Annotated in this window: 20 protein-coding genes; all 20 read right to left on the bottom strand. The window is 54.1% G+C overall.

Annotated elements, in window-relative coordinates; all coding sequences use genetic code 11:
* Window position 1: 1 nt before the first annotated feature.
* Complete coding sequence (locus tag DMB82_RS12400; protein ID WP_116163279.1) at window positions 2–583, bottom strand: phage baseplate assembly protein V; 582 nt, start codon at window positions 581–583, stop codon at window positions 2–4.
* Window positions 580–1740: a phage late control D family protein gene (locus DMB82_RS12405; protein WP_102118681.1), complete on the bottom strand. Its 1161-nt coding sequence runs from the start codon at window positions 1738–1740 to the stop codon at window positions 580–582. The genes DMB82_RS12400 and DMB82_RS12405 overlap by 4 nt, the downstream gene beginning before the upstream one ends.
* A complete protein-coding gene (locus DMB82_RS12410; protein WP_116163277.1) occupies window positions 1728–1940 on the bottom strand; it encodes a tail protein X in 213 nt (70 codons plus the stop codon). Before DMB82_RS12410 ends, DMB82_RS12405 begins: the two co-directional genes overlap by 13 nt.
* On the bottom strand, window positions 1930–2859 hold the full coding sequence (locus tag DMB82_RS12415; protein ID WP_116163275.1) for a phage tail protein: 930 nt from the start codon (window positions 2857–2859) through the stop codon (window positions 1930–1932). Before DMB82_RS12415 ends, DMB82_RS12410 begins: the two co-directional genes overlap by 11 nt.
* Window positions 2859–5327, bottom strand: coding sequence for a phage tail tape measure protein (locus DMB82_RS12420; protein WP_116163296.1), 2469 nt, complete (start codon window positions 5325–5327; stop codon window positions 2859–2861). The genes DMB82_RS12415 and DMB82_RS12420 overlap by 1 nt, the downstream gene beginning before the upstream one ends.
* 222 nt (window positions 5328–5549) lie before the next feature.
* Window positions 5550–5693: a GpE family phage tail protein gene (locus tag DMB82_RS12425; protein WP_094431851.1), complete on the bottom strand. Its 144-nt coding sequence runs from the start codon at window positions 5691–5693 to the stop codon at window positions 5550–5552.
* The gene (locus tag DMB82_RS12430; RefSeq protein WP_103971147.1) at window positions 5638–5958 is read right to left on the bottom strand and encodes a phage tail assembly protein; all 321 of its coding nucleotides are present in this window, start codon (window positions 5956–5958) and stop codon (window positions 5638–5640) included. Before DMB82_RS12430 ends, DMB82_RS12425 begins: the two co-directional genes overlap by 56 nt.
* A 159-nt stretch (window positions 5959–6117) precedes the next feature.
* Window positions 6118–6642 carry a phage major tail tube protein gene (locus DMB82_RS12435; protein ID WP_039506891.1) on the bottom strand — a complete coding sequence of 175 codons (525 nt, stop codon included), beginning with the start codon at window positions 6640–6642 and terminating at the stop codon, window positions 6118–6120.
* Window positions 6642–8069 (bottom strand): phage tail sheath subtilisin-like domain-containing protein, encoded by a 1428-nt coding sequence (locus tag DMB82_RS12440; RefSeq protein ID WP_116163273.1) that lies wholly within the window; start codon window positions 8067–8069, stop codon window positions 6642–6644. Before DMB82_RS12440 ends, DMB82_RS12435 begins: the two co-directional genes overlap by 1 nt.
* On the bottom strand, window positions 8059–8256 hold the full coding sequence (locus tag DMB82_RS12445) for a hypothetical protein (protein WP_095699136.1): 198 nt from the start codon (window positions 8254–8256) through the stop codon (window positions 8059–8061). The genes DMB82_RS12440 and DMB82_RS12445 overlap by 11 nt, the downstream gene beginning before the upstream one ends.
* On the bottom strand, window positions 8253–8720 hold the full coding sequence (locus DMB82_RS12450) for a Gp37 family protein (RefSeq protein ID WP_116163271.1): 468 nt from the start codon (window positions 8718–8720) through the stop codon (window positions 8253–8255). The genes DMB82_RS12445 and DMB82_RS12450 overlap by 4 nt, the downstream gene beginning before the upstream one ends.
* A 231-nt stretch (window positions 8721–8951) precedes the next feature.
* Window positions 8952–9263: a hypothetical protein gene (locus DMB82_RS12455; RefSeq protein WP_102118687.1), complete on the bottom strand. Its 312-nt coding sequence runs from the start codon at window positions 9261–9263 to the stop codon at window positions 8952–8954.
* On the bottom strand, window positions 9256–9585 hold the full coding sequence (locus tag DMB82_RS12460; protein WP_010294923.1) for a hypothetical protein: 330 nt from the start codon (window positions 9583–9585) through the stop codon (window positions 9256–9258). The genes DMB82_RS12455 and DMB82_RS12460 overlap by 8 nt, the downstream gene beginning before the upstream one ends.
* The gene (locus DMB82_RS12465; protein ID WP_116163269.1) at window positions 9575–10249 is read right to left on the bottom strand and encodes a hypothetical protein; all 675 of its coding nucleotides are present in this window, start codon (window positions 10247–10249) and stop codon (window positions 9575–9577) included. The genes DMB82_RS12460 and DMB82_RS12465 overlap by 11 nt, the downstream gene beginning before the upstream one ends.
* Window positions 10239–10850, bottom strand: coding sequence for a transglycosylase SLT domain-containing protein (locus DMB82_RS12470; RefSeq protein ID WP_116155093.1), 612 nt, complete (start codon window positions 10848–10850; stop codon window positions 10239–10241). Before DMB82_RS12470 ends, DMB82_RS12465 begins: the two co-directional genes overlap by 11 nt.
* A gap of 1 nt (window position 10851) precedes the next feature.
* The gene (locus tag DMB82_RS12475; RefSeq protein WP_010281025.1) at window positions 10852–11181 is read right to left on the bottom strand and encodes a putative holin; all 330 of its coding nucleotides are present in this window, start codon (window positions 11179–11181) and stop codon (window positions 10852–10854) included.
* Between the two features lie 219 nt (window positions 11182–11400).
* Window positions 11401–12768, bottom strand: coding sequence for a TolC family outer membrane protein (locus tag DMB82_RS12480; protein WP_116163267.1), 1368 nt, complete (start codon window positions 12766–12768; stop codon window positions 11401–11403).
* A 2-nt stretch (window positions 12769–12770) separates the two neighbouring features.
* A complete protein-coding gene (locus tag DMB82_RS12485) occupies window positions 12771–14099 on the bottom strand; it encodes an HlyD family type I secretion periplasmic adaptor subunit (protein ID WP_102118691.1) in 1329 nt (442 codons plus the stop codon).
* A 27-nt stretch (window positions 14100–14126) separates the two neighbouring features.
* Complete coding sequence (locus DMB82_RS12490) at window positions 14127–15854, bottom strand: type I secretion system permease/ATPase (RefSeq protein WP_102118692.1); 1728 nt, start codon at window positions 15852–15854, stop codon at window positions 14127–14129.
* A 17-nt stretch (window positions 15855–15871) separates the two neighbouring features.
* The gene (locus DMB82_RS12495; RefSeq protein WP_102118748.1) at window positions 15872–16183 is read right to left on the bottom strand and encodes a protease inhibitor Inh/omp19 family protein; all 312 of its coding nucleotides are present in this window, start codon (window positions 16181–16183) and stop codon (window positions 15872–15874) included.
* Between the last annotated feature and the right edge of the window lie 14 nt (window positions 16184–16197).

Raw genomic sequence — 16197 nt, forward strand, 5'->3', positions numbered from 1 at the left:
GCTAGTGCGAGTGGTGGTTGGAGTTGCCGCCAGCATCCATGACGCTGCCGCTGGCGCTGACGTTACCAGAGATACTGACATCGCCACTGAGGCTGGCACCGCCGGAACCGGACATCCCGCTCTCGTAGGTGAACTGCCCTTGCACCAGTAGCTTGCCCGTCACCGTCGTCTCTGGCGCATTGATCGTGACCCGCTGGGCGTTAACCACCACGTCAGCACCGCTGCTAATCGCAATATGCTGCACACCGCCGTTGATCGTTAACGTATGCGTTCGGCGATCGTATTCAATATGCGCGCCGTCAGCGAACGTTACCGCCCTTTTGTCCTTATCTGCCAGCGTTGGCACATCAGCGGCGGAGTAAATCGCCCCTAGTACCAGGCCATCTTCGCCGTTGCCGTCCAGCAGAACTTCGACCTGTTCGCCAATATCCGGCAACCAATAATCCTTATTATTCTGCGTATTGCGCTGTAATACCGGCAGCCAGGCGGTACGCAGATTGTCGCACTCGGGTAGACGAACGCGCACCATCACGCGAACCTCATCCACCGCACTGATCGTGCCAATTCGACGAGATAAACTCATGGCAATACCTCCTTTTTACTTTTGGCCGTCTGCGTTGTCTGGCTGCCATCCGGGTGGTAAGTCACCAGCGTTTTTCCGCCGTCCAATTTCCGCTTGCCCGCCGTAATTGGCCCGCGAATCAACCCAATATCTGTGCTGTAGCCACTGCCACGTTCCAGAACATGGCGAGCCGATTCGATCAACCAATGACCAGAAAGTTGGCCGAACGACACCAGTTCCACTTTATTACCCGCCGCTAACTGCGGGCTGCCCATCAGCGTCATCGACCCCTTTTGTTGCTTTTCATTGTGCGCATCCAACGCGGCATCCGTTTTCGTCCTTGCTCCAGAAGCATCCGCCGCGCGCACGTTAACTTTCAGCGTATCCGCACTGCTCTCAGCGCCGGCAGGCTTCATTGCGTTGTTCGCACCGCCGTTGGCTTCATAAACCATCAGTTTCTTTTCACTCCCTTTCTGATACTTCGTCTTGGCATTTTTATAGACGTGGCTGATCGTGTCGCTCAGTGAAAAACGCGCGACGTCCGTTCGCTTAATTTGTCGAACAGACGCCTGATTGCGCAGCGTCGCCAGATGGGAAAAAATCAGTTGGTCGCTGACCACCTTCACGACATAGCCATATTCACTGGCGAGCCGCTTTAGAAAAGCGACATCGGTTTCCGCATATTGCGTAACGCGATCGATCTTGATGATTTGAATCTTCCCTACCAACATCAACTGATGCTTTTTCGCGATACGTGTCGCAATCGCGGCTAACGTTGTATCTTCAAAACCGCGGTTTGATTTGGTCCTCAATGCACGATTGACCGACGTCGCGACGCCGCGAATTATCACTTCGCTAGGCGGTGCGCTAACCTCAATTTCATCAATCGAGAAAGTGCCGCAGTCAAACAGCATTTCACCGAGATAACCCAGCTTGAGCGATAACGTATCGCCCGTACCGGGATACCACTTATCCATCCAGCGGCCATCGGTATCATCGAGCCTAACCTCAATCGAATCCGATTCATTCTTGATGCTGTCGGTATATGTCACGCTGGTGACATACGGTGCGATATCATTGGTGATGTCTTTTTGCTGATACCACAGGGTGAACGCCGGTTGCAGTACTTCCGATACCGCAGGAGAGAGCAAGGTTAGTTCTTCCGTTAACGCAGCCATGGTGGGGTATCCTCCGCTTTACTGGCCTCTGCCTGTTCAATAATCGGAATCAACACCGCCACACCCGATGGCAACAGCGGCACGATGGGGACATGCGGGTTAGCCGCAATGATCCGCGGATAGCCGAGCGGATCGCCGTAATATCGATAGGACAAGGTATCCCAGCGTTCGCCCTGTGTAGTGATATGTTCAAGGTGCATATGCTTCAACCCTCTTCACGATTTCCGCCGTCAGTTTGCTCAGCGCAGGTTCAGCGCCTTTAAATGTGTCGCTCGCGGCATCAACATGTTTGCTGATGGCTTCCAGCTTCTCGATAACATTTTTGCTGTCGACGTCCTGCAACAAGGTGGCAACTTGCTTGACCTGTTTCAGCATTTCATTCGCCGCTTTATTAACCGCTGTAATTTCAGGCATCATCTTCTCGGCCTGAACCGCCGTATCAGATATGGCCTCTGCCGCTTTTTTAAACGCCGGTTCCACCTCACTTAACGGCGTCAATACATTCCCGACTTGTGTTAGCAGTCCGGGAATTTGCAACAGCGCAGTTTCGGGATTGTTTTTCATCCGTTTTACAATCTGCACGGTGGTTCTCGCCGCCTTAACGGCAGACTGCGCCTTCTTGGCATACGTGACAGCCGTGCGTAGTGAAGCTGCAAAATTGCTCACTTTATCGACTGCTTTGGTGATGGCACTGACGTTAGGAACAGGGGTTTCTATCGCTGGCGGCTTGAGCGGATTCTTCGGATCGCCAATGTATTCTCGCAGCGTTAGCTCGGCATTCATGGCCAATACGTTGCCCTTCGCGTCAGTATGCTGGCTGGTCGAGGTCAGTGCCGTAATCACAAACCAGCCGCGATAGTCTCCATTGCCGAAAACTAACGCCATCGCCTGATGCGCCCGCATCGCCTCAGCCAACCGCTTCAGCTCCGTATCGGGCGTGCAGTACTGCTTGTGAAACACGAGACTAATAGTAATCTCGTCTAGTTTCGCACCGATGAACTGCAGGCCAGGTTTGCCTTCAATACGGCCATGCTCGGCATAATCTGCGCCGAATGACGTATTAAAGCCGTCCCAGTAAGCAGTCACTTCAAATTCAATATTTCCTAATACTGCAAACATCAGGCGTACCCCCTGCGCTCACGCTGGGTGAGCAGCTTGTTCAACATATTTTCCAGTTCATTCATGCTAAGCGTCAGCGTCTTCGTCATTTCAGGCGTTGGCGCGGCCTTCTGGCCGTTGAGATAAATGGTGGGTGAGAAAGCAACCTGAACACGCTCGGAAGGGGCTGCGCTGACTAACTTACCTTTCGCTCCGCTGACAGAAGGTGTCATTGCAACTCGCTGTTGCGGAGTTGACATTGTGTCTTCCGTCTTAGGTAATTCAACATGCGGTGTCGGCTGTAGCGACAATGCAGATACCGACGTAGGTTGCAGAACTGGCGGGGTCATAACACCGACAGCAACAGATTGGCCGCCAGCTTCGATAGAGATGGTTTTCGAACCAATACCCAGAAAGTCTTTAACGCTATCAGGGATAAATTCGTCGATCGTTTTCAGGACGTTTTTTAACTCGGGGAAAGCGCTAGTCAGTCCCTTAACCAGTGCATCAATAATCACGCCACCGAGCTCACTTAGGCTGCTGGGAAGCTGAATACCCAGTTCATTGATAGCATTGGAAAAAACTGAATAAATTACACCAAATGGAGACCAATCGAGCAGTAAAGCCGCAATACCTACTATTCCGCCGGATACCGCATTATTGAGCGCCTCCCACCCTGCATTAAAAGCCTGACTGACTTGTGACCAGAGATTTTTAAAGAATGCGCTAACCGGTTCCCAATATCGGTAAATCAGGTAAGCTGCCCCTGCGATTGCCGTTACTGCCAAACCAATCGGATTCATCAGCAGCATACGTCCGAGAAACAATACTGCTCGCCCCGCCATCATCAAGCCGCTACGTAACACGCCGCCGAGCATACGCCCTAATGTTCCAGCACCGCCAACCAGCCGGCTCAACGTCCCCCCAATACCTTGCAACACACCAGTTGTTCTTAATCCCGCATTGAACAGTTGCCAGCCACGCTGAACCTGCAAAATACCGTCCCAAACGCTCAGTAAAGGCGATAACAGTGTGGTAATCCCCAGCTTCGCACCGCTCAATGCCATTCTGAACGCGAATAAACCGGCGACGGCCATCACGATCCCACGAACCAGTTCAGGGTTCGCCGCCGTCCAGGTCACCAGTTGATCCAAAATAGGGATCAGCGCATCACTTAGGGAAACCAATACCGGCGTCAGCGCTTCGCCCACATTGAGCGCAATATTCATCACTGACGTTGTCATTTGATTCCAGCGCCCGGTCAATGTGTCATTCTGCCGGGCGAAGTCGAGCTCCAGCGTTTGCGTGGCTGTGGGGCTGTTCATTCGCTGTTGGTTCGCTTGATAGTTCTGCCAGTTCTGCTTCATCGACATCGCATGATTGACAGCGTCTGGCGTACGAAATACCTCCTGCAATCCGTAGCGCTGCAGTAAACTTTGCTGTGCGTCTACGTTGCCCGCTTTACTGGCCTTATCCCACAGTTGCTGGAATTGACTGCCTTTGCTGTCGATGAATCGGTTACTAATCTGAACCGCAGCGTCGTACTGTGAATACCCACCTTTCATGTAGCTTTTTAGTGACGCGTTATAATCTACGCCCGCGTTGTCGTAGCTGTCGGCAATATCAGTTCGTCCCACCGAATTCATGAAACTCCCCAGCCGGGCAGCCGTGTTCGCTTCTGTATCTGCGCCTTTTGTCGCGCTCAGGCTGGACACCAACTGACTCAATGCCTGATTGCCCGTCGCCCCCATCGCCGTAAATCCTGGAGCCAGCGCCGTCGCGTATTGCGCCATCGACGCCATGGAAAACCCTTGCTTAGTCCCCGCCAGCATGCGGGAGAAGGATTCCTCCAGCGCTTTCGCCCCTTTCAGGTTAAACACGCCATCCAATGTGGCCGAAAGCCCGGTAAGATCGGACAGCGCCGCGCCAGAGGTCGTTGACGTTTTCCCCAGCACCTCTGCCACATCCGTTACCTGCTCTTTTGACATACCGCGATCAAGCAACTGTCCGGCACTGCTAAGCAACGCATCTGGCGTTTGGTTCACCTGTTGAGAATATTGACGCAGGCGCTGCCCCATCTCTTTTTCTTGCTCGCTCGACATCCCATGTGCAACGCTGATATCACGCAATTGCGCCTCAAATGACGCATAGTGTGTGACAGACGCCACAATAGGTGCCATCACTGAACCAAATGTCTCCTTTATTTCCTGGAAACCTTTGATGCGTTCGGCATGGCTCTCACTTAGTGTTTCCTGACGTGACTGACTGCTCGCCAGCCGCTCCTGATTGATTTCCAGTTCAAGCCGCGACTGATTTAATTGGGATACGGTTTGTGTGCAAACAGCACCGAAACGCTCCAGCGACTGATTAAACTGCCGCTGCCGCTCCTGCGCTTGTTTGAGGCTATCGCTAAGTAACTGCCGCGATTTTTTTGTGTCATCCAGCGTGGCACCAAACGCCCTGCCCAGCATGACACCGTTTAAAAGCATATCCACGGTTCACTCTCATTCAGAAAAGCCCCTTGTGGGGCGGATCGGAGACGGCGGCTTGCGCCGCTCCAGTGTGGTTTCCCCATCACAAACCGGGGATAAAACGAGGAAAAGGACGGGTGATAAGCAGGAGGAGAAGACAGGTGGTGAGGGAGGAAAACGGCCAGCGCCCTGTCGCTGGCCGGGGTGGGTGGATGGTGGACTCATTAATCCTGTCAGTAATCAGTCTTCCTCACCGTTCTCACGTTTTATCTGTTCGCTGGCTTCATCCAGCCAGCGTTCAAAGTCGTCCAGTTCCAGCGCATCAATCTCACTCGGCTGAAAGCGAAACCACCTCGCCAACAGGGCCTGTGCTTTCCACAGCAGCGCCGGCTGCGTTATCCAACCCAAGTAACTGCTGAAATCGTTTTTGCAGCGCCATGTAGTCCTGTGCGTCCATCTCATCGATGTCTTCCGGCACCAGACCGGTCATGCGCGACAGCAGCGCGTCGTCCCAATTGCTTGGGTCATCGCTGATTTTTTTCACTGCTTTGATGTCTTTGACTTTCAGACGCTTGAGCGAAATAGACTCCACGCGTTGGCCAGCAGAGGTGGTGTAAGGGAATTGCAGAGAATAGGTTTCAGTGTGCATAACGGCTCCTTAGTAAATGTCGGGAGCAGTATCGCGTGCAGCGAGGAATAACGATTTTAAAGCGAATTAGAAAACGAAACTGGCAGGCATGAGAAAGGGGCAGGCATAAGAAAGGGGCCGAAGCCCCTTTCATTCCTTACTTAATCAATGAGTACCAAATTAACCGCCGATATTGGCGCGGTAGCTATTCAGTTGATCCACGCCGCCCACCATGAAGATGTTGGACAGGTAATCCAGTTCCAGCAGGTCTTCACCGTTCATCACCTGCTTGATGTAGGTACAGCTGAATGCGCTGCTGAAATCTGGGTTTTCGTGCTGCTTGAACGTGCCCAGCGGATTCTTTTTGAACATGATGGTCATGTGCGTCACCAGAGGCACTTCTTCGATACGGCCTTGAGAGCCATAACGTTCCACGCTGGAGCGACACTGTAGCGCCAGCGACTGGTAAGGGTTCGCCGCCGCCAGCATCGCTTCGCGGTAGAAGGAGTTCCATTTGATCTCGCCTTCCAGCTTGTCGAAGCCCGCAGGCAATTCGATCTTGCCGACCATGCCCAGCGCTTTGTGCTCCTGCATGATCATGGAGACATCCGGCAGTTTGATTTCCTGCGCACGCCCCAGCAGGTTGGTGCCGTTGATATAGATATTGGCGTTGGTAATACGGTTTACTTCAATTTTCCCAGCCATCAGTTAGTGCCCTCCAGCGTTACCAGGTATTCCGAGGTGATCTCCGTCTCAAAGGTCAGACGCTCAAGCGGCGGCGGCGGAGTGAATTTGTAGTTAAGCAACAGATGCCCTGCCGCCAGTTCGGTTTGCTCGTTACGCGCAGCATCAAACCAGCATTTGAAGCCCAGCAGCGCGCCGTCACCGATCAGTTTGCGACCGTAAGCGTTGACGGATTCCACCAGCGCATCGATCAGCGCCTGATTGATCGGCATATCGATGTACTGCTGGCTGAAATAGCGGATGGATTCGTTAATCACATCGCCGGTACGACGCACGTTTTCAAAGTTCTTCATGTGCGTCACTGCTGGCCAGGCCGCAGTGCGATTGCCCCACAGGCGCAGGCCGGAGCCGTAGCTGTTGAAAATGGTGCTGATACCCTGCTCGTTCAGCAGGTTCACTTCGCTCTGCGGATCGTCGATCATCGCGGACAGCTGGCGCTCTACGCCGGTGATCCCTTTGATTTCCTGATTGGACGACGACCACCAGAAACCTTTTTCCAGATCGACTTTGGCACGCAGACCGGCGGCACGCGCCGACAGCGGCTCCAGACGTTCGCTGTTGGTTTCCGCGTCGTACACTTTTACATGCGGATAGCACAGACGAGCACGTTCAGAACTGGTGTTGAAGTTGATCGTGCCTTCCGGGCCACGGCCGCTCAGCGCCTGCGCAAAGGTGGTACCGATTGGCGCATCGATATAGGCAATCGCGCCCAGTTTGTCGGCCAGCGAAATCAACTCGGTCGTCACGCTATTTTGCGTACAGAACACCGGCGAAATCAGAATCTTGGCAAAGAAGCCGTACAGGTTGTAGGTATCGTTCAGCAGCTTCATACCGGTGCGTTTGCCCGCGGCGTTGATGCTGCCGATGATGTCGGCGGCAGTCACTTTCGTGACATCAGCAAAGTCATAAGACGCGCTAACTACGGCAGCAACATCAATATTTTTACCCAGATTTTTCAGGACGCCGGTTTGCGCATCCAGCGTATAGTCCTGACCTTCGATAAACGGCTGACCGCCTTCTGCCGCCGTCAGCACCAGCTTGGCAACCACACGGTTTACCAGTTGTGCCGTGCCAGTCGCTTTGTCAAACGTGACTTTTTCTGCGCTCACAGACGACTTGTGTTTCGCCGGATCCAGCACGTTAATGACCAGAACCGTACCCGCACCATGATCGTAAATCGCATCCAGCGCCTGCGGGATGGTATAGCCGCCGAACTGGCTACCAAACTGTGCCGCGTCTTTTTCGGACAGACACAGCGTAACGTCATTTACCGCACCCTGCGGCGCCGTACCAATCAGCCCAATCACCGCGGATTTGACGGTTTTCACCGGACGAGCACCGGTTTCAACTTCAATTGTTTCTACACCATGTAAATAATTAGCGGCCAAGGGTCACCTCCGTTGCGCTATCAGCCAGAATCTGATCCGCGACAGGCAGCAAATAGCCCAGCGCGACCAGCGTTTTCACGTACTCATGATCTGCCGGCAGTTCAGTCACCTGAGCGGGCCAAAGCAGAATTTCCTGACCATCTGCCAGCGTGACGCCGCTGGCGGGGCCGGTGTAGCGGTATTTCATGCGTCTTTCTCCTCATAATTAACCGTGGTAAGCAGCGGACCATCCGTCTGCTCGCGGTCTTCGATAAAAAGGGTTTCTGTGGTGCAATCGATGGCGTAATGCCAGCATCCTTCGGTGTAACCAACGTAGCGGTCACGTACTAGCCGAATACCGCGATGACAGTCAGGCAGTCGGTATCCTCCCAGCGCCTGACGGACGGTATCGAGTGTGGCCAGTACGCCGTCTTCGCCATCCAGCTCCGGTAACAGCACGGCAACCATCAGTTGTGGTCGCTGCGTCTGAACCGGAGAATCCACATCTTCCGGTGCGGAAAATTCGGAACCGCGATACCCCACCAGCACATCGCCAACAGTCAGAAGGTCTGGCACGATCAGAATGTTTTCTGGACAGGACGCAATCCGCCGTGCCGGTAAGTGCTGTTGGAGGCGGGCTATCACCGCATCGATAATTGGTCTGGTATTCATATCCGTTCACCCGCTGTGTTGATGGCGCTAGTATCCGGATAAGGGTTGGCAGCGGCTTTTAATCTGTTTTAGAAAAAACAGCGACGTGATTTATTTGATAAAAAAAACCTAATAGACTGAAAAATAAAAAATTATTTCGATAAAAAAAACGCCAACACAACCGTGCTGGCGTAAAGGAATATGACAATATCGATAACGTGCAAAAACAGAAAAGAAACCAATACAATGGGATTACCGATCCCAATATTTTTCCGGCCGGGCGATGCCAACCATACAATCAACCGCATATTCCACGACATCTATACCAAGGCGGGTGAGATTCGCCAACCAGACGCCACCTACCTCCTTGGTCAATACCGCCATCTTGCGATCGGCCAGATAATCCAGTGCGTGACGCAGCTCCGGCGCTGAGGCATCGGCATACAGCCGCTGCATCAACGCTAGCAGGAACATTTCATTCGCGGTGTAAGGCCGCGTTTTGTTTAATGCGATAAGCAAGTGCCAACGCATCGATTCCTGTCGGATGCGCTGCGTATCAGCCATGATTGCCTCCCGAATACCGCTGCTGCACCAATTCCAGCTTGTTATAAAGCGCATCCAGCTTGGCTTCGATTACCGTCTGACCACGGATGTAATCCTCACGTCGTACATAAACCAGCGGTAAATCGGCGCGGAATTCCAGAAATTCACGCTCCAGCCGCGTCCACCCTTGCTCGCTCTTCTGGCGTGCATTTTCCAGGGCGGCAAAACGCTCGTTCAGTCGCTTTTCAATCTGGGTGAGCAGAATCCGTCCGGCGGCAAACAGGAAACTCATAAACGACAACAACAGGCCGACCAGCGACCAGAATTCCACTTCAATCTTCACGTGTTACCTCCCCTGCCTGTTGTAGCGCGTCGATGTAATCCAGCAGCGCGTTAACCTGCGCACTCAGCGCTTGATAGCGCTCTCCGTTGTCGCTGATGTTGGCGAGAATGTCGCGCTGGGAGACGCCTGAAAGTTGTAATTCGGCGTCAGCGGTTGTGCCGCTGTTGGACGCTGCGCCAGTGCGGCGGGCAGCGGCGGTAGCGTCTGGGGTACCGTCGGTGGACAGACCGAAAGCGGCGTTGTAGTGCTGCACGAAGCCACGAGTAAACACGCACTGCACAGGCTGAACTTTGCCTTTTTCGTCAATGTATTGCTGAGTAACATGGTCAATTTTCCGTTGCAGAGCGGCGTTATCCGCCGCCAGTTTTTGACGCGCTGCGACATAGCGCTGTTCGAGTTGATTCCCACGCTCCACCTGCTGCTGGTATTGCTCCGCCGCCGCGCGTAATAGCTGGTTCTGGGTTTCGGCCTGCTGCTGCTGTAGCAAGTTGAATGCCGCCTGCTGTTTCGCCAGCGCGGTATCCCCCAGTGCTTGCGCCAGTTGATAACCCTGATTACGACCGGTCAGATAGACCGCGAGTAGCAACACCACGACAAGCAGGACGGCGACCACGCGTGGCGAAAGAAAGGATTTCAGGCTATTGAGAAACAGACTATTCCACACAGCTCGCCCTCCCCCAGCTCAAATACCGTGGCGCCAGCTGATGCAAAATGCGGTCGGGATAATGACGGTTTTCACGCCAGTTGGCAGCACTGCGCCCGGCATTGACGGTTTCCACATGACCAAACCAGCGGAGTATGTCCTTCTTGGCGATCTTCGCGCGCTGCTTATCACGCTGTAACCAGCCAAGCCCGCCGTTGTAGGACGACAAGGTCATCGCCATACGTTCGCAGTCGTTGCTGGCGCTGATTCGTGTCCACAGCCAGCGATCGTAGCCCGTCAGAGCACGAATAGCCCAGGCAGGATTAAACGGTTGATTAGCGCGAAGTTCAGGAACGATACCGCTAAACCAGTCGGCGGTGGTCGGCATAAACTGCGCCAGCCCCTGCGCACCGACGGGTGAAACGGCCCGAGGATTCCAGCCGCTTTCCTGATGCAACTGCGCCGCAAAGTCAGCAATCGGGGCATTCATGCCCCAATCCAACCGTGCACTGCGTATCACATCACTGCGATACGCCTGCGCAGCACGAGGGATCGTGTCGGCGCAGACCGTCGCGCTAAAAAGCATCGGGCTAAAAAACAGCGTGATGAGGAGGTGTCGCATATCACAACCCCATCGCTACGCCGATGCAAACGGCTGACACAATCAGCGCACGTCGTAACATCGCGGCGGCAAATACGGTGTGGTGGCCGTCCCGAACCGGAAAACGTCCACGCGGTACAGGTTCATCACCTTGTTCGAGGAACAGACCGGGACGCGCTTTAGGAAACAGCGAACGATCCAGCCAATAGCCTAATACCGCAGCGAGTGAAATAAGCGAGAGCTTATAGACGGTGACGGGAAGCTGTTGCGGTGAAATCAGCCCGATAACAGCAAAGAGAAAAGCGGATGTCACAATCCAGCCGGTAAGACGCGGTTTTTTGATTTTTTTCACGATAAAGCCTCCTGATAAGAATGGAGGCCATTATGCAAAATGCAGGGGTTTGATGATTTTAAAGGAGTTTACGTATTACTAAGACGCAAGATCCCACAGAATTGAACCCTTTCTATTCGTCATCCCTTTCTAGTCTTCATCCTTCACGTTGCCCATACGTAGACTTCCTGCTGATAAAAATCATAACCGATTATCCGTATATGATTTTTATCATCTGTTTTAGTTTCTGCTGATCTTGTTGTTGGATAATGACGTTGTTGCTGGCTGAAACCAGGCTGCCAGCTCCAGAATATCTTTCTCGTTTAGCGTACCTGCGGTATAGCGCAGTAATAGCCACGCCTGAAGCCAGCTGTATTTCGCTTCTGCCAGCTCTCGTCGGGCGTTATACCAATCCTGTTCGGCCAGCAAAATATCCAGATTGATACGTTCTCCGCCTGCGACACTCAACCGCGTGGCGTTGACCGCTTCTTGCGCCGACGAGGCCGTCATTTGCCAGGCCTTAATTTTCGCCGACCCGTTGTTATACAAGTTGTAGTATTTTTTCAATTCCGCCAGCGTTTTCTTGGTTTGGTCGTCCAGCTCCGCCTGACTTTGCTGATATTCCGCCGCGGCCTGCCGCATCGATGCCGAGACGGAACCACCGGAATAAAGTGGGACATTCAGCTGCAAACCGACGCTCTGCGTGTCGTATTTCTGGTTGTAGTTGTATTCACTTTCCGAACGGCTATTGCGCGACGATGCCACCAGCGACAACGTAGGTAAATGCCCAGCGCGGCTGCGTTCGATTTCATAGCGGCTAACCGCCAGCCCCTCGCGCTGTGTCGCCAGTTTGGCATTGTGCTGCACGGCAAGATCGCGCCACTGTGCCAGTGTCTGCTTACTTGACTCCGCAGACGGCGGTTGAGTGAGCGCCAGAGGATACAGCGTCGTAATATCCAGCGCCGTCCCCGTCATATTTTCCAGATCGGTGATCGCAGCATCCAGATTGTCCTGTTGTTCAATGCGCTGCGCTTCGATCAGCGTAAAACGCGCTTCCGTTTCCCGCACATCCGTTAGCGTACCTTCACCCGCCAGCAGCAGACGTTTATTCAGCGCCAGCTGTTCCCGATAGGCCCGCTGCTGCGCATCCAGCAATTGCAGCTTTTCCTGCGCCAGCAGCGCGCTGCTCCAGGCTTGATATAACCGCACCATCAAATCCTGACTGCGATCGCGAAAACGCTGATCGGCCATCAGCGTGCGGGCAACACCTTGCTGATAACGCGCCCAAGCCGCATAGTCCAGCAGCGGCTGGCGCAGTGACAGCGTTGACGTGTAGCTGTCATAATCGCGTTTTAGCGTGTTACCCGTGAAGCTATCTGTTTGGGTGACTTTGGAATGGCTGCGGTTAGCGTTATAGCCATACTGGAGATTGGGAAGCAGATTGGCACGCCCGATCGTTTCTTCTTCCTGACCCGCGGCATGCTCGAACCCCGCCGCACGAAACTGCGCGTCGTTACGTAGCGCTAACTCCCAGGCATCAAGCAGCCCTAATGCGTTGGCACCCGAAGAAAGCAGCCCAAACAGCACGATTATCGCGATCCTTTGCATGATTATTCTTCCGTTAATGCCAGATGCAGGCGATCCATTAAAGGCTTAAAGAGATAATTGACGAACGACCGTTCTCCGGTACGAACAAACCCTTGCACCGGCATACCGGGCTTGACTTCCAGCCCTTCCAGCGCACGTTTCCCGGCCTCATCCACCTGAACGCGCAGGCTGTAATAAGGGGAACCGTCTCGCTCATCCAGCAGGCGGTCGGCGGACAGCAGCTCGACCGTTCCTGCCACGCGCGGCGTCGTACTCTGGTTAAACGCGACGAACTGAAGTTCAACCGGTAATCCCGGCCAGACTTTATCCACCAGCTCTACGGGTAGACGCGCATCCACGAATAAAGGCTGGTCATCCGGCACGATCTCCAGAAGCGTCTGACCCGGCGCGATCACACCGCCTTCCGTAAACACTTTCAGCCCGACCACCGTGCCGGAAACCGGTGCGCGCATCTGAATATTCGCCAGATTGAAATCGGCTTTTTCCTTCTTGCTACCCACATCGCTCAGCAGCGCCCGCACGTCCGCCAGTTCGCTGTTCACTTCTTTGTCGTATTCCTGCTGGCGCTGGGCGATCAGCAGCGTTTGTTGTTCAATATCACGACGGGTACGATTAATATCTCCCGCCAGTTGGGCGATATCGCCGTTAAGCTGCGCCAGCAGACGTTCGTTTTCCAGCATTTTGTTGCGCGGGACATAATTTTCCGCCGCCAGTGAGCGTAGCCCTTGCAGCTGTTGTTCCAGCGTCTCCCGCTGTTTCTGCTTACTGGACATCACCTGACGCTGGGCGCTGAGTGATGCCTCCATCCCTGCGATGCTCGATCGCATTCCTTCCGCTTCAAGCTTGAGCGACTGCTGACGGCTGTGCAGTAAATCACGCTGTAATGCCGTAATCACGCGCATCTCCGGCTTGTCCACTAGCGGTTGCAGGCGAGGCGTCATCACCATGTCACTCAGGCGTTGCTGCTCGGCAAGCAGCCGACCTTCACGCGCCACCAGCTGTAAATACTGACCATCCAGCCCTTCACTCGCCGAACGCGCATCGACCTCATTCAGCGTGAGCAGAATCTGACCGGCATCAACTCTGTCGCCGTCTTTCACCTGGATTTTATCGACGATACCGCCCTGATTGTGTTGCACAACTTTGCGGTTACCGGAAATCACAACGCTGCCATTAACCATGACGCCCTTGTCCAGCGGTGCAAACAGCGCCCACAGAAGAAAACCGCCGAACCCGGCGAGCACCAGCAACCACCCCAGACGCACGGCACGTTTTTCATCGCGCCGCGCCGTCTGGTTCATACTCTCTTCGCTTATTTCTGATGCGGACATGTCTTTCCCTGTATTCGTCATTCCCTGTTACGGCTGGACAGCGGCAGCAGGTGTCATTTGTGCTTGATTAGCGGCACGACGCGGCTGCAATTCGTTCAGAATGTCGCGCGCTGGCCCAAAGCGCTGTTGCTTACCCTGATTGAGCACCAGAATTTTATGCGCCAGCGTGGTTAATGCAGGACGATGGGTAATCAGTATCACCGTCGCACCCCGCTTCTGAAGATGCGAGATCGCCTGCGCCAGTGCCATTTCACCTTCGTTGTCGAGGCTGGAGTTCGGCTCATCAAGTACCAGCAGGCAGGGCTCGCCATACACCGCACGGGCCAGAGCGATACGCTGCCGTTGCCCGCCCGACAGCCCGTTGCCGTCAGCACCAAGAGGTGTATCATATCCCTGCGGCTGGCTAAGAATCATTTCGTGGACGCCAGCCAGCTTCGCCGCCGCGACAATTTTTTCCGCGTCATGCTCGCCAAAGCGGGAAATATTCTCCGCCAGCGTGCCTTTAAACAGCTGTACGTCCTGTGGCAGGTAACCCATTGCCGGGCCAAACGCCGTTTTATCCACCTGACTGAGATCGGCCCCATCCAACCGCACCTTGCCACGCGTCGGTGTTTGCGTCGCAACCAGCAGACGTGCCAGCGTCGATTTACCTGAACCCGATGCGCCCAGAATCACCAACGTTTCTCCCGCCTGAAGCGAGAAATGGATATCCTGCAATCGTGATGCCCCTTGCGGCGTCTGCAATAACACATTCTCGACGCTAAGCTGACCAACCGGTGCGGGCAGCGCCATCGCCTCCGCTTTAGGCGGATAAGCTGTCATGATACGGCTGAGTCGAGACCAGGCTTGCCGCGCACTGCTCAGCGGTTTCCAAATCCCGATAAACTGATCGATAGGGCTCAACACGCGCCCAACAAGAATTGACCCCGCAATCATCATCCCCGGCGTAATTTCGCCCTTAATCGCTAACATGGCCCCCACACCGAGCATCAGCGATTGCAGAAAAATACGTGCATGTTTTGATGCAGCCCCGACAACCGCGGCACGCTCACTTGCCAGATTTTGCAGCGTAATAAAACGGTAGTGTTGCCCCAGCCAACGGCGGCGCAGATTAGGCAGCATCCCCATCGATTCAATGACTTCGGCATTACGCAGTTGCGTATCCGCAAGATGGGTTGCCTGTAGCGCTTCGTGATTTGCCTCTTCCAAAGGCGACGTAGTGAGATACTGGTTCAGCCATGCCAGCAGCACCAGCACCACCGTTCCCCCTAGCGCCAATAGGCCGAGAACCGGATGGATCAGGAATAGCACGAATAAAAAGAAGGGAAACCAGGGAATATCGAAGAAGGCAAACAGTGAGTTGCCCGTAATAAACTGCCGCAGTAGCGTGAGATCGTTCAGCGCCTGACCGGCTTTGGCCTCACCGGCCTCCAGATTGCGCTCAAATGCGGCGTTGAAAACCTGTTGATTCAGTTGTAGGTCGATCCGAGTGCCGAGCCTTACGACCACCAGGCTTCGCACCCATTCGAGTGCCGCCATGAATATCCCCAGACCGGCAATCAGCAGGGTGAGCATCAGCAACGTGGTGCCATTCCCCGAAGCCAGTACGCGATCGTAAACCTGAAGCATATAAATCGAAGGCGACAGCATCAGTAGATTAACGATGGCGCTGAAAATCCCAATGCTCCAAAAGCTGCGCCGGAAAGGACGCAGTATACTCAACAACGAACGTTCCTTATTTGCTAGTTGACTCACTGCGTTTGCCTCTCCTGTCAGGGCTGTTTATGCAACGTACGTGCACTGCCATCAGGCAATATCAGCGTATAGCCCTCTTTTTCCTTACTAAAGAACGCCACGGACTGGCCCTGTTCTTTCGTCAGCGTGATACCGTCCGGCGTCGGCCTCCAGCCTGCTGGTACATCAGATAGCAGCGCTTTTAAACACAGTGCGTCACCTTCAAAGCGCCAGGTGTTATCCGCTAACGGCGTATTGTGTAGTACAACCTCGCACTGTTGTTCCCCACCGCGCAATTGCCATACGCCGCTTAGTTCACTTGCTGAAGGCAACTTCAAACTACTCGCCATACATCCCCCGCTGA

The organism is Pectobacterium aquaticum (assembly GCF_003382565.3).
GTDB classification, from domain to species: domain Bacteria; phylum Pseudomonadota; class Gammaproteobacteria; order Enterobacterales; family Enterobacteriaceae; genus Pectobacterium; species Pectobacterium aquaticum.

Excerpts from the sequence above, each read along its gene's own strand:
- DMB82_RS12400 (WP_116163279.1), bottom strand. The coding sequence starts at position 583 with ATGAGTTTATCTCGTCGAATTGGCACGATCAGTGCGGTGGATGAGGTT.
- DMB82_RS12405 (WP_102118681.1), bottom strand. The coding sequence starts at position 1,740 with ATGGCTGCGTTAACGGAAGAACTAACCTTGCTCTCTCCTGCGGTATCG.
- DMB82_RS12410 (WP_116163277.1), bottom strand. The coding sequence starts at position 1,940 with ATGCACCTTGAACATATCACTACACAGGGCGAACGCTGGGATACCTTG.
- DMB82_RS12415 (WP_116163275.1), bottom strand. The coding sequence starts at position 2,859 with ATGTTTGCAGTATTAGGAAATATTGAATTTGAAGTGACTGCTTACTGG.
- DMB82_RS12420 (WP_116163296.1), bottom strand. The coding sequence starts at position 5,327 with ATGCTTTTAAACGGTGTCATGCTGGGCAGGGCGTTTGGTGCCACGCTG.
- DMB82_RS12430 (WP_103971147.1), bottom strand. The coding sequence starts at position 5,958 with ATGCACACTGAAACCTATTCTCTGCAATTCCCTTACACCACCTCTGCT.
- DMB82_RS12435 (WP_039506891.1), bottom strand. The coding sequence starts at position 6,642 with ATGGCTGGGAAAATTGAAGTAAACCGTATTACCAACGCCAATATCTAT.
- DMB82_RS12445 (WP_095699136.1), bottom strand. The coding sequence starts at position 8,256 with ATGAAATACCGCTACACCGGCCCCGCCAGCGGCGTCACGCTGGCAGAT.
- DMB82_RS12450 (WP_116163271.1), bottom strand. The coding sequence starts at position 8,720 with ATGAATACCAGACCAATTATCGATGCGGTGATAGCCCGCCTCCAACAG.
- DMB82_RS12455 (WP_102118687.1), bottom strand. The coding sequence starts at position 9,263 with ATGGCTGATACGCAGCGCATCCGACAGGAATCGATGCGTTGGCACTTG.
- DMB82_RS12470 (WP_116155093.1), bottom strand. The coding sequence starts at position 10,850 with ATGCGACACCTCCTCATCACGCTGTTTTTTAGCCCGATGCTTTTTAGC.
- DMB82_RS12480 (WP_116163267.1), bottom strand. The coding sequence starts at position 12,768 with ATGCAAAGGATCGCGATAATCGTGCTGTTTGGGCTGCTTTCTTCGGGT.
- DMB82_RS12485 (WP_102118691.1), bottom strand. The coding sequence starts at position 14,099 with ATGTCCGCATCAGAAATAAGCGAAGAGAGTATGAACCAGACGGCGCGG.
- DMB82_RS12495 (WP_102118748.1), bottom strand. The coding sequence starts at position 16,183 with ATGGCGAGTAGTTTGAAGTTGCCTTCAGCAAGTGAACTAAGCGGCGTA.